Origin of the sequence: Microcoleus sp. POL10_C6, from assembly GCF_036701585.1 — a bacterium.
Classification (GTDB): Bacteria; Cyanobacteriota; Cyanobacteriia; order Cyanobacteriales; family Microcoleaceae; genus Microcoleus.
Genome location: NZ_JAUBRB010000013.1, coordinates 24,686 through 39,331, shown reverse-complemented (window position 1 = coordinate 39,331; position 14,646 = coordinate 24,686). Strand labels below are relative to the sequence as shown.

The 14,646-nt window shown below is 45.8% G+C and carries 16 protein-coding genes; 4 read left to right on the top strand and 12 right to left on the bottom strand.

Annotated elements, in window-relative coordinates; translation table 11 throughout:
- Positions 1 to 53: 53 nt before the first annotated feature.
- Together QUA34_RS09695 and trpC are read right to left on the bottom strand one after the other, a co-directional pair.
- Positions 54 to 299, bottom strand: a complete 246-nt coding sequence (locus tag QUA34_RS09695) for a DUF5340 domain-containing protein (RefSeq protein WP_041623669.1) — start codon at positions 297 to 299, stop codon at positions 54 to 56.
- Between the two features lie 350 nt (positions 300 to 649).
- Positions 650 to 1,549 (bottom strand): indole-3-glycerol phosphate synthase TrpC, encoded by a 900-nt coding sequence (gene trpC, locus QUA34_RS09690; RefSeq protein ID WP_333386020.1) that lies wholly within the window; start codon positions 1,547 to 1,549, stop codon positions 650 to 652.
- A gap of 107 nt (positions 1,550 to 1,656) precedes the next feature.
- Here trpC and QUA34_RS09685 point away from each other — a divergent pair, with 107 nt between their 5' ends.
- Entirely contained in the window at positions 1,657 to 1,983 is a 327-nt protein-coding gene (locus tag QUA34_RS09685; protein WP_333329885.1) for a DUF433 domain-containing protein, read from the top strand.
- Between the two features lie 2 nt (positions 1,984 to 1,985).
- Positions 1,986 to 2,198 (top strand): DUF5615 family PIN-like protein, encoded by a 213-nt coding sequence (locus QUA34_RS09680; RefSeq protein ID WP_333329883.1) that lies wholly within the window; start codon positions 1,986 to 1,988, stop codon positions 2,196 to 2,198.
- A gap of 365 nt (positions 2,199 to 2,563) precedes the next feature.
- Here the strand turns inward: QUA34_RS09680 and QUA34_RS09675 are convergent, their stop codons facing one another.
- From QUA34_RS09675 to QUA34_RS09660, 4 genes are all read right to left on the bottom strand, one after another.
- A complete protein-coding gene (locus QUA34_RS09675; RefSeq protein ID WP_333085500.1) occupies positions 2,564 to 3,076 on the bottom strand; it encodes a hypothetical protein in 513 nt (170 codons plus the stop codon).
- A 116-nt stretch (positions 3,077 to 3,192) separates the two neighbouring features.
- Positions 3,193 to 3,636 carry a hypothetical protein gene (locus tag QUA34_RS09670; protein WP_333386016.1) on the bottom strand — a complete coding sequence of 148 codons (444 nt, stop codon included), beginning with the start codon at positions 3,634 to 3,636 and terminating at the stop codon, positions 3,193 to 3,195.
- A gap of 82 nt (positions 3,637 to 3,718) precedes the next feature.
- Complete coding sequence (locus QUA34_RS09665; RefSeq protein ID WP_333034601.1) at positions 3,719 to 3,901, bottom strand: CsbD family protein; 183 nt, start codon at positions 3,899 to 3,901, stop codon at positions 3,719 to 3,721.
- A 386-nt stretch (positions 3,902 to 4,287) separates the two neighbouring features.
- Complete coding sequence (locus tag QUA34_RS09660; RefSeq protein ID WP_333386013.1) at positions 4,288 to 4,494, bottom strand: hypothetical protein; 207 nt, start codon at positions 4,492 to 4,494, stop codon at positions 4,288 to 4,290.
- A 550-nt stretch (positions 4,495 to 5,044) separates the two neighbouring features.
- Here QUA34_RS09660 and urtA point away from each other — a divergent pair.
- On the top strand, positions 5,045 to 7,969 hold the full coding sequence (gene urtA / locus QUA34_RS09655) for an urea ABC transporter substrate-binding protein (RefSeq protein WP_333386011.1): 2,925 nt from the start codon (positions 5,045 to 5,047) through the stop codon (positions 7,967 to 7,969).
- Between the two features lie 307 nt (positions 7,970 to 8,276).
- Here the strand turns inward: urtA and QUA34_RS09650 are convergent, their stop codons facing one another.
- Both QUA34_RS09650 and QUA34_RS09645 read right to left on the bottom strand, forming a co-directional pair.
- Complete coding sequence (locus QUA34_RS09650) at positions 8,277 to 8,969, bottom strand: histidine phosphatase family protein (RefSeq protein WP_333386008.1); 693 nt, start codon at positions 8,967 to 8,969, stop codon at positions 8,277 to 8,279.
- Positions 8,970 to 9,263: 294 nt separating this feature from the next.
- Complete coding sequence (locus QUA34_RS09645) at positions 9,264 to 9,746, bottom strand: hypothetical protein (protein WP_333329871.1); 483 nt, start codon at positions 9,744 to 9,746, stop codon at positions 9,264 to 9,266.
- Positions 9,747 to 9,930: 184 nt separating this feature from the next.
- Between QUA34_RS09645 and uvrB the strand changes: the two genes are divergently transcribed.
- Positions 9,931 to 11,943: an excinuclease ABC subunit UvrB gene (gene uvrB / locus QUA34_RS09640; RefSeq protein ID WP_333386004.1), complete on the top strand. Its 2,013-nt coding sequence runs from the start codon at positions 9,931 to 9,933 to the stop codon at positions 11,941 to 11,943.
- A 72-nt stretch (positions 11,944 to 12,015) separates the two neighbouring features.
- On the opposite strand, the gene QUA34_RS09635 is transcribed toward uvrB, so the two are convergent.
- From QUA34_RS09635 to QUA34_RS09620, 4 genes are all read right to left on the bottom strand, one after another.
- Complete coding sequence (locus QUA34_RS09635) at positions 12,016 to 12,393, bottom strand: type II toxin-antitoxin system PemK/MazF family toxin (protein WP_333386002.1); 378 nt, start codon at positions 12,391 to 12,393, stop codon at positions 12,016 to 12,018.
- Positions 12,377 to 13,057, bottom strand: coding sequence for a DUF433 domain-containing protein (locus tag QUA34_RS09630; RefSeq protein WP_333385999.1), 681 nt, complete (start codon positions 13,055 to 13,057; stop codon positions 12,377 to 12,379). The genes QUA34_RS09635 and QUA34_RS09630 overlap by 17 nt, the downstream gene beginning before the upstream one ends.
- A gap of 87 nt (positions 13,058 to 13,144) precedes the next feature.
- Positions 13,145 to 13,495, bottom strand: a complete 351-nt coding sequence (locus QUA34_RS09625; protein ID WP_333385995.1) for a hypothetical protein — start codon at positions 13,493 to 13,495, stop codon at positions 13,145 to 13,147.
- Positions 13,496 to 14,083: 588 nt separating this feature from the next.
- Positions 14,084 to 14,608, bottom strand: coding sequence for a hypothetical protein (locus tag QUA34_RS09620; protein ID WP_333385992.1), 525 nt, complete (start codon positions 14,606 to 14,608; stop codon positions 14,084 to 14,086).
- Positions 14,609 to 14,646: the final 38 nt, after the last annotated feature.

Here is a 14,646-nt window from a genome sequence, read left to right as displayed (position 1 = left end):
ATATAGAATAAATCAAATACGATACGTCACGTCGCGTCGATACTCTAAGTTTTTTAACTTTTAACTCCCTTGTGGTTAATTTCATTTAGAGACCAGCGATGTTCTACCGCTAAGTTCGATCGCTCGCAGCTTTGTTCTAATTGCTTTTGAATGGCAAGGGCTTTACGCAGTGTAATAATAAGTTGGTGCACTTGTTGCTGCTGCGGCGATTGTGGACTGACAGCAAACATCGTTTTGCGCTCTAACAATTGAAGTAGCAATTCATAATGAATGTACGAAGGAAGGGGGATTGGCTCCATGAAAGCTAACATACCTCAGCGAACCGACACCCCATTGCAATTGCATGAGGCATCACAGGTGAACATTAGATGCCCGATTTTTTATTTGTTTTCTAACCGTACAATAACCCCTGCTTTGCCGATCGAATATTCGGGGCTGGGTGCGTGGGACACGCTAAATTTTGCGATCGACAGGCTTACAGAATAGATTTAATTGCTTTCTGGCAAAATATTTCTATGCAATATAGCTTTCAGTGCTATTTCTTTTTTACAGTAGCGCTTGAGTCGATGCAGGCTAGAAATTCTCATTATTTACCTACTTAATCATTTTTTATCAGAATTAAGGGTGGTTTGTCAAGCGGTCTCGCCTTTCACAGGCTGGGAGGGCGATCGGCAAGGGAGGCTAAAGCGGCGCCCGGATCTGGCTGCTTGACCAGAGATTCGCCGATGAGAACGGCTTCGGCTCCGGCGGTGGCAAGTTTAGCGAGGTCGGCGGGAGTGTGGATTCCTGACTCGCTGACGATGAGGATGCCTTTTGCTTGGATCTCGGTTTGGCGGGAGGCTAATAGTTGACTGGTGGTTTCTAGGCTGACGGAAAAGTCTGCTAGGTTACGGTTGTTGATACCGATCAGGTTGACGCCTTCTAGGGTTAATACTCGATCGAGTTCTTCGAGAGTGTGAACTTCTATTAAAGCTGTCATGCCCAAAGTCTTGACAATTTTCACAAAATATTGTAAGTCTTTGTCAGATAGAATGGCGGCGATTAAAAGTACAGCATCGGCACCGTGAATGCGGGCGAGATAAATTTGGTAGGGATAGATAATAAACTCTTTGCAAAGTAAGGGTAAATCGACTGCCGCACGGATTTTAGCGAGGTTGTCGAAGCTGCCTTGAAAGAACTTTTCATCGGTGAGTACGGAGATGCAACTGGCGCCGTTTTGTTGGTAAGCTAGGGCGATCGCCACTGGATCGAAATCTTCGCGAATTACGCCTTTGCTGGGGGAAGCTTTTTTAACTTCGGCGATGATAGCGGGTGTGGTTTTACCGTTTTTAAGGGCGGCAAGAAAGTCGCGAGTTGGCGGTGCAAACGGGAGTTTTTTGTGAAGATCGGCTAACGGGGTGCGATCGCGTTTTTGGGCGACTTCAGCTTCTTTTTCCCAGACGATTTCTTCGAGGATGTGCTGGGGTTCGGCGTCGGGTACGGCGATTTGGTAGCTGAGGTAGAGGACGGAGACGGATGTGCTGGGGGGACGACGGCGGATTTGAAGCATGATAGGGGGATAAAGGGCGATCGTAAACAAGTTTCTATTATATAAGGTCGATCGCCCTTTTCAATTTATGATTAAATGCGCTTAACTAAGTATTCGGAGATACACCGATGCAATTAGAAGACTATTTTGAATTTCTAGACCCTGATGACATCCGCATAAAAGGACATCGGATCGGCATTGACGACGTGATTAAATATTACTTGGATGGATATTCGCCCGACCAAATTCTGGAAGAATTACCAAGTTTGAATTTAGAGAAAATTTACGCGACGCTAACTTATTATCTGCAAAATCGGAGGCAGATGGATGCTTATATGTTGCGGCTGGCGAAGTGGCGGGAAGAACGCTATCAGGAATGGTTGGCTAATCCATCTCCTCTAGCATTGCGTTTGAGAGCAATCAAAGCACAGCGAGAACAGGAGTTACTTAACTAAGCGTGAAAATTCGTTTTTTAGTCGATGAAAATTTGCCTCCTAAGCTCAAAAGTGCTGTTTTAAACCTCGATCCGGAGATAGATATTTTGCGGGTGGGTGATTCAAATGCGCCGCCATTATGCACCTTAGATCCAGAGATTCTAATTTATTTGGAATCATCGAAACGACTATTAGTGACGGATAATCGCAAAAGTATTAGCGGACATTTGGAGTAACATTGGGCCGCAGGGGGACAAAGTTGGGGATTAGTTTAGGTGCGTCCAAGTGGAAGTATCGGCAGATGGGCAGAAACAATTCATTTTATTTGGGAAACTACTGAAGCTGAAGAATGGCTCCATAAGTTAGATTGGATTCCATATTAGAGAATGATGTGGATAAAGTACGCGCGTGCGTAGGCTTTAAGTCGGGGAGTTTTTCCATTCCTTGATCTAATGTCTATCTTGTCTTCTTGTCAAGGGGGTTGAGCAATTACTATTTTACTACAGGACTAGATATAAAATATAAAAGGACGATCGCCCTGGCGATCGTCCTTTTATTTGCTGCACGTACTATCAGCTTTGCAGCGTGTCTGAATCCAAGATTATTTACGGTTGTTGAGCCATTTAGCCGCAACTATTCCCAAAATACCAGCAACAACTGGATTGCCTAAAAACTTCATCAAACTCGGCTGTTCGGCTAGCACTTCTTGGAAAATATCCGGGTGATTGTGATAGGTGAACGAGGCCAACTTGGTAACATCGTCAGCATTCATGCGGCTGGCGTGGTGGGTAGAAAGTCCTAGCTGCTTTTCCAATTGGCGATCGTTCAATCCTCTCTTGCCCAAATGCTTGAAGAATTCCCGTGCTACATCGTCGCGTTCATTTGGCTTAATTTGGGCGATCGCCTTTTGCAATTCCGGTTCCAACTGAGCCGGCGGGAGGGAGTCGTGATTCAGGGAACGCCCGAATAATTGTTTGCGCTGAGCAGGGGAAGTTCTCTGAGCAAAATCGTCAAAGTTTTCGTAATCTTCACCCGTTGTCTCCGGCATCATTTCTCGATCGCCCTGGGCTAAATCGTTCATGATTTGACGCTTGTAATTATCGCTGCTACTCATGGTAACTCTCTTCCAATCTACACAACATTTCAGTCTTAAATTGAGATGATTTAGCCTTTGAAAAACTGCGGAATATTAAACCGCCACGCGGCTATCATTTAAGCTTGCTAACTCGGTCAAGACTTGTATTCAATCTGATTTGATTGCTGGTCGTACTTAGCAGTCAAAATCAACTTTTTGTCAGGAGCGTAAACCAAAACACTTACATCCTGATTTGGGAAATTGCGGTGAAAACCTTGTGCTAAAGATTTCGCCAAATCTTTCACTTCAGTCGGGCGGACTTGCTGGGTAATTACAACTCCCAATTTGTTATTGTCGCGCACATAAGCATCCTGAACCAAGCCCTTAGCCGTCTTTGTTACCCATTGACCAAAATCTTGACCTGCGGCGGTATTGCCACGTTCTAGCTGCGCGTAATAACCCTGACTGCCACCAATTGCTACAGGTACATCAGTCGGTTTTTGGGCGGAAACGCTGGGCGCGCAGGCAGTAGTAACTGCCAGCATTAATACCAAAAGTACGCCCGCAATTATTTTGCGACTCTGCTGCAATAAACTCACCTTTTTTCCTCCGTTCCTAAAACATTTGGAATACTTGAAAGGGTCAGGTTGCTCGACCCTCTCAATGCCTATAGTATTAGGCTTAGTCTAGTTTCTTTTTGAGCTCATCTTTTACATCTTCGATCGCGTGACCAGCTTCAGCTTTTGCCTGCTTGGCTTTGCCTTCTGCTTTATCTTTCGGGTCGCCAGTAACATTACCTAGGGCTTCTTGAGCTTTGCCTGCGATGTTGTTGCCAGTTGCCTTTGCTCTATCTTCAGTGCTCATGGTTTTCTCCCTATCTGTATCTAATCAGACATTTTCTACTTAATAAACTCATCATAGGTAACTAGGAGCTGCGTTGCACTCTACCTCTAGGAAGAAAGAATGAATAACAAATGAAGATGGAAGATGGAAAAGTTATTTTTCTGTCTTGGACAGCCTGCCACTTTCATACTTATAGGTTTTTTTTCACCGTTTCTGGTGGCTGCAACGAAGTATTTGTGTAAAAAAGCTGGTGGATGGTCAACCCCGCTTCCCGGAGTTTTTTTTCATACCCAAAATAATTTAAAACTATAAATTTTTATTTAATTCTGCCTTCTGCCTTCTGCCTTCCCAAAGCGAGTGTGGGCAAGATTGCATCTTACCCACACCGAAAAAAATCCGTATTAGTTTTAATCTACCTTGTGATGACATTCTTCATCTATTTTGTGCTGAAGTTCTTCTTTCAACTGTTCGACAGCGCGCATAGTTTGAGCATCTTCTTTTTTTTGCTGACCGAGGGCTTTTTCTGTTTCCTCGCCGAGCAATATTTCCTTGGATTTTGGTAGGGTGACTTGATTTTCGGTGGCCGTGTGGGTCGCGTTTTCTTGACTATTCATTAGTTTTTCCCCTATTGTTTGCAAAATTTATTTTTAACCAGGGTACTTAGAAGTTAACCTTATACTTAAGATAACGGAAATCACGAAGACTTCCATCTACCTGAAGGGAGATAGGGGCTGGTGAATAATTTTGAGTTTTATAGTTAAGATAAATTACGGAAACTTCCCTTAGCCCCAAAAGAGATAGGGGAAGGGGAATAGTGGGTGAGATTGCTTGGTGGGTCGCAAGTCGCGGGCAGTGAATGAGTTGGGAAAAGGGGAGGAGGGGGGAGAATTTTTCTGCGGCGCGAGCGATGGCATTAAGTGTCGAATGTTGTGGTATGAGGCTCTTTGGACTTCGGTAAAAGATGAAGAGAGAAATGGGAGGCAGTTTAGTGCAGACTTAAGTCTATGCTGAGAGTTGGAAAGTTAAAATCTGTAGGGTGCAGCAATTCCCAAGTTTGGTGGCGATCGGGTTAAATAATCTGCTAAACAAGAGTTAGCCTCAAGGCTAACTTCCAGCAGGATCGAACTAAAATTTCTGTTATTAGTAAAAATTATCTAAAACCCTATGGGAGCAAGGAGCAGTAACCCCCTCGAAGCAGCCGGCCCGACTCGTGAGCCGATCAAAATAGGTGTGTTGCATTCGCTGACGGGCACGATGTCCATCAGCGAAATTTCTGTTAAAGATGCGACGCTGTTGGCGGTTGAGGAAATTAATGCGGCCGGAGGGGTGCTCGGACGCCCCTTGGAAGCGGTTATAGAAGATGGAGCCAGCGATTTGCAGACTTTTGCTCAAAAAGCTAAGCAATTGCTCTTAGAAGCGCAGGTGGCGGTGGTATTTGGCTGTTGGACTTCGGCGAGCCGCAAAGCTGTACTGCCTGCTTTCGAGCACGGCAACGGGTTGCTGTTCTATCCGGTGCAGTATGAAGGGCTAGAACAGTGTCCGAATATTTTCTACACTGGTGCTGCCCCGAACCAACAGATTGTGCCTGGGGTGAATTACTTGCTGACACAGGGAAAGCGGAAAATTTTCCTGTTGGGTTCGGACTATCTCTTTCCCCGCACGGCAAATCGGATTGTGAAAGCTCAACTGGCGGCACTGGGGGGAGAGTTGGCGGGGGAAGTGTATCTGCCGCTGGGATCGAGGGAAGTGGGCGAGGCGATCGCACATATCTTAGCAGTGAAACCAGATGCTATTCTCAACACTCTCAACGGCGATAGCAATGTGGCTTTTTTCCAAAAGTTGCGGGAAGCTGGCGTGAACCCCGAGGATTTGCCGGTGATGTCGGTTAGCGTAGCAGAAGAGGAAGTGCGGGCGATCGGGCCGTCCAATCTTGCTGGACATTGGGTGGTTTGGAACTATTTTCAAACGGTGGACACACCAGAAAATCGGAAATTTGTCAAGGCTTATAAAGCCCGATACGGGGAAAATCGAGTCACGGATGACCCGATCGCAGCAGCTTATTTGGGCGTTTACCTGTGGAAGCAAGCAGTAGAAAAAGCTGGTTCGACAGATGTGGTTAAAGTCAGGGCTGCTGCTAAAAATATTGAGTTTGCAGCGCCATCGGGCAAGGTAAAAATAGATGCCCAAACGCAGCATATCTGGAAAACAGTGCGGATTGGTAAGGTGCGGTCGGACGGTCAAATTGAGGAGATTTGGAATTCGGGCGCACCGGTTCCGCCAGATCCTTTTCTCAAAACCTATCCTTGGGCGGCGGCACTTGCTCCGAGGCCGATTTCTCTAGGAACTCGGGCGTCTTTGAGCGGGCTGTTTGTCATCTTGGTACTGATAACTTGGATGGCGGTGGGAGTCGGGTGGATGGGTTCTGTGGAGATGAAGAACTATTTGCTGACAATAAAAGCTGCCTCAACTCCGGCGGGGGTTTCTGAGGCAGCAATGGCGGTGCTGGTGCAGCAAACTCTGGCAGTGGCGAGCCGCACTCAGCACTGGCTGCTGGGGGCTTCAGTTTTGAGTTTGATCGCGGGGATAGTGGCTTTTGTGTCGGTGTCGGCAATTATTCGGAATCTCGGCTTGCTGCGGGAAACTGCGGAACTGATGGCCAGCGGTGATTTTACGGCTCGATCGCCTGTGGTTTCTAATGATGCGATCGGGGTGCTATCTTCTACTCTCAATACAATGGCTCAGCAAATTAGCAGTTTGCTCAACGGTTTGGAAGTGCGGCAGCGGCAGCTAGAGGAACGATCGGAGGAATTGGAAGTCGCTAAGAATGCTGCGGAAGCTGCCAACCGGGCGAAAAGCACTTTTTTGGCAAATATGACTCACGAGTTGCGGACGCCTTTGAATGCGATTATCGGCTACAGCGAGCTGCTGCAAGAAGAGGCTCTGGAACTCGGCGAAGAAGAGTTTGTGATGGATTTGGCAAGCATTAATATGGCAGGCAAGCAGTTGCTCAACATTATTAGTGACATCCTGGATATTTCTAAAATTGAAGCAGGAAAGATGACTCTTTTCTTGGAGACTTTTGAGGTGTGGGATTTGATCGAGCAGGTTGTCACTACTGTTCAACCGACGCTAGGGAAAAATGGCAATACTTTGATCGTCAATTGCGATCGCAATATTGGCACGATATACGCTGATTCGGGGAAGCTGGGACAAGCGCTGTTAAATTTGGCGAGCAATGCTGCTAAGTTTACAGATCAAGGCAAAATTACGATTAATGTTTGGAAAGAAGAAGGGGAGGTTTTGCCGATCGACAATTCCGCAGAACTCTGGGCAGATCCTTCTCGGTGTCAACAGCCTTTGATCGTGTTTCAAGTAACCGATACCGGCATCGGCATGACTGAGGATCAGGTGTCGAGGCTATTCGGAGCTTTCGCTCAAGCGGACGATTCTACTACGCGCAAATACGGCGGCACCGGTTTGGGGCTGACAATTAGCCGGAGATTTTGCCAGATGATGGGCGGAGACATTACCGTTGAGAGCGAGTTTGGCTGCGGTTCTAGTTTTACGATCCGGTTGCCGATTGCGGTTAAAAACCCGAAAGAAGCGCGGGAAGATCCAGAAATCCAAGAAATTCAGGCCGAGTCTTCCCAGGAGTTAGACACGAGTGCAGCGGCGACTGAAGCGAAGCAAAAAGAACTGCGATCACAACCGCTGGATTTGCCCGATGCTGCTACTGTGCTGGTGATTGACGACGATCCAGACGCGCGAGATTTGATGACCCGCTGCTTGTCGAAACAGGGATTTCGGGTGCGATCGTCGGCTAGCGGTCAAGGGGGGCTTTTGTTGGCTAAGGAGTTGCTGCCCGACGCGATTATTCTGGACGTGATGATGCCGAGTATGGACGGCTGGGCGGTGCTGTCTGCGCTGAAAGCCGATCAGGATTTGGTTGATATTCCAGTGATTATGATAACTTTTTTGGATGACCAAAACCAGGGTTTGGAATTGGGAGCGGCGGAGTATGTGAGGAAGCCTGTGGATTACAAGCGCTTTGCTGCTTTATTGAGTAAATATCAGAGTCTGAGGAAGTAGTTATCAGTCATATCTATTCTGGTGGCACGAGCAAGATATTGTTGACTGTTAACTGTTGGCTGTTGACTAAAATTATGCTTTCGGAACTGACTGTTTAGACATTTAAACAATAACGATGCCGCCGGAAGCGATATCAGTAGTCATTAGCCCTTGAACTCTGAAATGTGAAAGATGAACTCTTAAATGTTGTGAACTATTAACAGTTATATCATGGTCAATCGACCGGACATGATATTAAACCCAAATTTTTGATAAATCAGCAACGCCACTCTGGCGTTGGTTGGGGCATTGTTCCAGTGAAGGTAGGTTACGAGGGTTGATCGCCTGCATCGCTCGCCGCAGTTGCATCGGGTGCTGCCGATTCTAGATCCGGTGGCAGATGATTGGTAATGAAGGAACTCCAATGAGCTATCCCACCTGAATCAAATTCCATCTGCAAAATTGACGCATTGGGCACTCTAAATCCTCGCGAAAATCCCAAAAGCCGAGTCATGGCAACGGCATCAATTACCGTTGGGTTAGCCAAAATCTGCCACAGCATTGCTTTGATAAAAAATCCATGTGAAAAGACAACTACAAAACCGGATTGTTGTTGTAACTGGTTTAGGAAAGTTCGGACTCGTTCCATCAGTTGAACCAACGATTCGGCGTTGGTTCCATCGACATATTCAGGGTCGCAGCGGTCCCAGTAAGCTTTGCTCAGAGGTTTGCGAGCCTGGGTTGTGGTTGGTTGGTCGAGCTGTAAGTCCAGATAGGTAAATTCCTGAACTTGCCAAACCTCAACGGGTGTATGTGGAAATTTTTCAATCAATGGTTGAGCAGTGAGTTGTGTTCTCAGATAAGGTGAAGTTACAATCAAGTCTGGAGTTTGTTTAACGGCGGTTGGAATACATCTTGATTGTCGATCGCCCAATTCACTTAAGGCATTTTCATGGGGTCCAATAGTTGCCAAGCCTGCATTGGATTGACTTTGACCATGACGAATAATCCAAATGGACACGGTTTGATATTCCCTCTCATTTAATGGGTAAAAATCACTTGGCGTTGCTGAATCACGGTATGAAAATAGATAAGTTGGAAATTCCGAAGATGTTATGACGCGCTTGTTTCATTTTTTGCAGATTGAGTGGTTCCTACCATAAATCAGCAACGCCGATTGTTAAAATTGGCAGGGTTAAATAAATCACTTGAGACGATTCAATTGCTCGATCGCGTTCCTCAAGAAGTTGTCTAAAAAAGTTTGATTAGTCATTAGTTAACAGCGAAAAACTAATAACTAATGACCAATGACTAATTAATCTAAGAAGCCCATTAATGTTGAGCTATCGTCAATTTCGTTTGAGGCAATGGGGCGGTTTCCTCCCATTGTGGAGTAAACTTCATCAATGTGAAGAGTGCTGATTGCAATAGGGCGAGCACCGGACATACTGAACATTTCACTGACTTGCATGGCGCTGGAGCCGATCGGGCGATTGCCGATTGTAGCAACCACTTCAAAGTCGCTGGATTCTACCGGGCGATTGCCTACAATGCCGTAGGTTTCGCTGAGGTGCAGGGTGCTAATGCCGATCGGGCGGTTCCCCGACATCGAGACGGTCTCGCTGATGGTAAAATCGTCTGGGCCGACAGGGCGGTTGTCATGCATGAGTTGCGGCCGATAAAGTTGGATTCCTGTTGCTTTGGCATCCGTGGGTGGTGTCGGTTGGCTTTTGGAACTGCCTTTACCGCGACGGGCGATCGCTTTGCCTTTGCTTGTACCTGTACTGCTCGTATCCATAATTCTTTTCCTCGCTTATTTTTGGACGTTGATTGCTGGGTGCGGACAACTGCTTTTCTTGGCTTTCTGCTTGCTATTTCGGCCGATGATTAAAATAATATTACAAAGTCTAACTATTTTTTTAACGAAATTGCAGAATCTCTGCATTTTTGTTAAGATTTATGGGTAATAGCTACATTTTCCTATGGTAACTGCGGCAGCATCTTTTCAATTGCAAGCGCCCTTCCAGCCCACAGGCGACCAACCGCTAGCGATTAAGCAACTCGTCAAAGGCATCGAAGCGGGCGATCGATTTCAAACCTTACTCGGTGCCACAGGTACGGGCAAAACCTTCTCCATTGCCTCGGTGATTGAAAAAGTCGGCAGACCCACCTTAGTCTTAGCACACAACAAAACCCTAGCAGCTCAACTGTGCAACGAACTGCGAAATTTTTTCCCGAACAATGCAGTCGAATACTTTGTCAGTTATTACGACTACTACCAACCTGAAGCATACATCGCAGTCACCGATACTTTCATTGAGAAGACGGCAGCAATTAACGACGAGATCGATATGTTGCGGCACTCAGCCACGCGATCGCTCTTTGAACGCCGCGACGTAATTGTAGTTGCTTCAATTAGCTGCATCTACGGTTTGGGAATGCCCGCAGAATACCTGAAAGCGGCTATTCCTTTGCGAGTAGGAATGGAAGTAAACCAGCGGCAAGTTTTGCGTGATTTAGTTAACGTCCAATACAGCCGCAACGATATAGATTTAGGCCGAGGCAAATTTCGCGTCAAAGGCGATGTTTTGGAAATTGGCCCCGCTTACGAAGATAGAATTATTCGCGTTGAATTCTTCGGTGACGAAATCGATGCCATCCGCTACGTTGACCCCGTAACTGGTAAAATTATCCAAAGTACAACCGCTTTAAATATTTATCCAGCGCGCCACTTTGTTACGGCAGAAGATAAATTAGAGGCAGCTTGCCAAGGGATAGAACTCGAATTAGAAGACCGACTGGTAGAATTTGAAAAACAGGGTAAACTATTAGAAGCTCAGCGGTTGGAACAGCGCACGCGCTACGATTTAGAAATGCTGCGCGAGGTAGGTTACTGCAACGGAGTCGAAAATTATTCGCGACATTTAGCAGGGAGAAATGCGGGGGAACCGCCAGAATGTTTGATAGATTATTTCCCCAAAGATTGGATGTTGGTGATAGATGAATCTCACGTCACAGTGCCGCAAATTAGGGGGATGTACAACGGCGACCAAGCGCGGAAAAGAGTATTGATTGAACATGGTTTTCGCTTGCCCAGCGCGGCAGATAACCGCCCTTTAAAAGCAGAGGAATTCTGGGCAAAAGAGAATCAGTGCATCTTTGTTTCTGCTACGCCTGGGGATTGGGAAATGGAAATCTCGGAAGGCAGAGTTGCAGAGCAAGTAATTCGCCCTACCGGAGTAATAGATCCGACTATTTTTGTGCGCCCGACGGAAGGACAAATTGATGATTTGTTGGGGGAAATCAAGGAGAGAGTAAGTCGGGATGAGCGAGTTTTGGTGACGACTTTAACGAAGCGGATGGCGGAAGATTTAACCGAATATTTGCAGGAAAGGGGAATTAGAGTGCGGTATTTGCACTCGGAAATTCAGTCGATTCAACGCATCGAAATTATCCAAGATTTGCAGGATGGTAAGTTTGATGTATTGATTGGTGTTAACTTGCTGCGGGAAGGTTTGGATTTGCCGGAAGTTTCGCTGGTGGTAATTTTGGATGCGGATAAAGAGGGGTTTTTGCGTTCGGGACGTTCGTTGATTCAAACGATTGGAAGGGCGGCGCGGCACGTTCAGGGACAGGCTATTTTGTACGCGGATAATTTGACGGATAGTATGGTTAAGGCGATCGACGAAACGGATCGACGCCGGGGGATTCAGGTAGCGTACAATAAGATGCACGGGATTACGCCACAGCCGATCGCGAAAAAGCGATCGAGTAATGCGATTTTGGCATTTTTGGATGTGTCGCGCAAGCTGAATTCTCAGCAGTTGGAGGAGGTTTACGAACAGGTGGACGAGTTATCTTTGGATGAGATTCCTCAGTTAATCGGGCGGTTGGAAGCGCAGATGAAGGCGGCGGCTAAGAAGTTGGAGTTTGAGGAGGCGGGTAAATTGCGCGATCGGATTAAGCATTTGCGGGATAAGCTATTGGGACATTAAGCTTGTTGTTAGGGAATTGAGGGGAGTTTTTAACCGCAGATGCACGCTGATAAACGCTGATGAAGGGAGAATTTAAAAGCCTAACATGGCTTTTAGTCCATTGGCGATCGGCTGATACTCTTCTGCGGTTAAATCTCCTCGGTAGCCCAAAACACGCTTTATGTCCACAGCACGTATTTGATCCAGCAACACAGTAGAGTCATAGCGTAGGTTTCCCATTCCCGCCTGAAGCTGCGGATATAGCGTTGAGTTTCGTGTCGCCCAATCTCCTTGTTGTGTCGTCAAGGGAACGACTATTACCAAGGAAAACCGCGTTATTCCTGTGACATTTGGCAAAGCTACAATTACCGCAGGTCGAGTGTTTTCCTGTTCGCGACCGGGGGGAATTTGAGCCGGGAAGTTAACTAGCACTACAGCCCTCACCTGCAAAAAATTAGGTAGCTGACTCACAAATTTTCTCTACCTTTTTATTGCCAATGTCGATCGGGTTTGTTTCTTGAATCCGCCATTTAGCATAGGCGATAACTTCTTTAAAGTCTGCTTCTTCAAGTTCTGGATAAGTTTGGCGTATTTCTGCTGTGGAATAGTGAGACGCCATCATTGAAATGATAGTTTCAACAGTTATGGGTAAGTGGCGAATGCAAGGTTTTCCCTCCATGAATTCTGAATCGCAGGTAATTCTAGTAAATGGCTGGATATGTTCTTTACTACTCGTTTCAATTTCATTGTCGAGAATTACCATTCCAACTCCCGGAATAAAACGCACAGGCTTTGTGCCTTCGAGGGGGTCTACATCTCCCCAATCATAGGGAGGAATTTCATTATCGACGAGGTAAAGTTGACGCCAAGGCGATTTTGCCAATGCTTCCTCGGAAATGTCAGGAAAAAATATTAGCACTTCTGCGATTCCAACTGGAAAACCATTGAGTTTGCTCAAGCCATCTATAATGGCGGCTAGGACGGATAAGTCTAGATGGCTGAGGTTTTCTGCTTTTTCGATCAGTTGGTATACGGTTTCAGGATTGAGTGTTTCGCCGACAGCTTCGACTAAGTTTTCGGGGGTGAAACCTCGACATTTCAAGTATTCGGCTAGTTGTAAGCGAATTGTACTCATGGGTTTAGTTGAGAAAGATTTTAGGGTGAAGTGCGATCGCCCTTTACCATTGTCCTATTTTTTGGATGGGAAGGGCGATCGTACTTTCTATGAGATTCCTAGTCGGTATGCTGCATATTCGCGATCGTCACAATCTGCATTTGATGAACCATCGTTATCCCAGGCATTAGGCTGCCAATCACGTTCGCGCCTCAAGTCATCTATTTCTTGTTGCTGTTCAAGGACTTTTTGCTCAAAGGATTGGATAGTTTTATCCTTAGCTTTGATAGTTTCATCCTTTGCTTCGTTTTCCTCAAGCAGACTGCGGTTCCACTGCGCCAAAGCGCGGTTCGACTTCGCCAAAGCGCGGTTCGACTCCGCCAAAACAGAGAGGGTTTTCTTAGTCCGCTGAAGGTTGGTGTACAACGACTCGCATTGTGGAGTATAATTATGGGACATATATTTCAAAAGTTACGTTAACTTGTGGTGGTCTGAAGTTGAGATGTCAAACCACTGTGAGTTTGCTAGCTAAAGCAAGGCCTCTGTCTGAATCGTTACTTCAGGCGGGCCTTTTCCGTATCAGATATGATTTGCTATTGCAAAAACTACAAGACATTAAAGCTTTGTCTTTCTTACACTTGGGAATGTGAGGAAGTTTTGTTTGAGCTTGTATTTTAAGAATTTACCACTCGTTCGTTGAATTGTCAAGCGAGTAATAAGACCGTTTGTTTTCTTTATTACGGAGATTTAAACATCCGATTGCCCACATCCGATGCCGCTTTAATCTAATAGGCTTGAATAGTGCAGTCTACCGGGCTATGGGTAAAGTGGATGCCAACTCAACCTCAATTTTCCGACATCCGATGCCGCTTTAATCTAATAGGCTTGAATAGCGCGGTATACCGGGCTATGGGTAAAATGGATGCCACAATTAACCTAAATCTCTATTAAGAATTGAAACGTGAGTGAATTGATTGCGGGCAGATAGGGCAAGGGTTTCAGAAATATAAAAAAAAGGTCGATCGCCCTTAACACCACCCAAACCAACTACTTGCTCAATACCGCAGCATCGGTACTGCTAGCAAAAGCCGGACGAATAAATTCCTCCTTCTCTTCCAGCGTGATGTAACCCTTATCTACAGCTAGCTGCATCACTTCCTGAAGAAAACCTCTGAGCACATCTAATACTTGAGTGCGATCGAACTCAAACTGCTTTTCCCAGCACGAAGTCCCAAACTTGATCCAAGTGCAGTTAATCTTATTGTTGATCGGTACCAACATAATAGTGAACCAACTCTCACCAAAGTCTATTTCTATTGGTTTACCTTGCGATAGCTTCGCAATTTCCTTTGGAAAGTAATTGTCAATCATCATACAGATATCTGGATCTAAAAATACCTCTTTTTGAGCCTCACCTATTTCTAGAAAAACTTTATGGTTGTATTCAAAACAGAAACATCGCCATCCCATTTCAAAATGAGAAAGCTCTCCCAATGGATCTTCAGGAGGATCTGCGTAGTTTTCTAAGAAACGCTCGGATAATTTAAAATTAAATTTTTGACTGCTATTCATCGCTGTTCATCCTAAACAATATAAAAGCTTAATAAGTT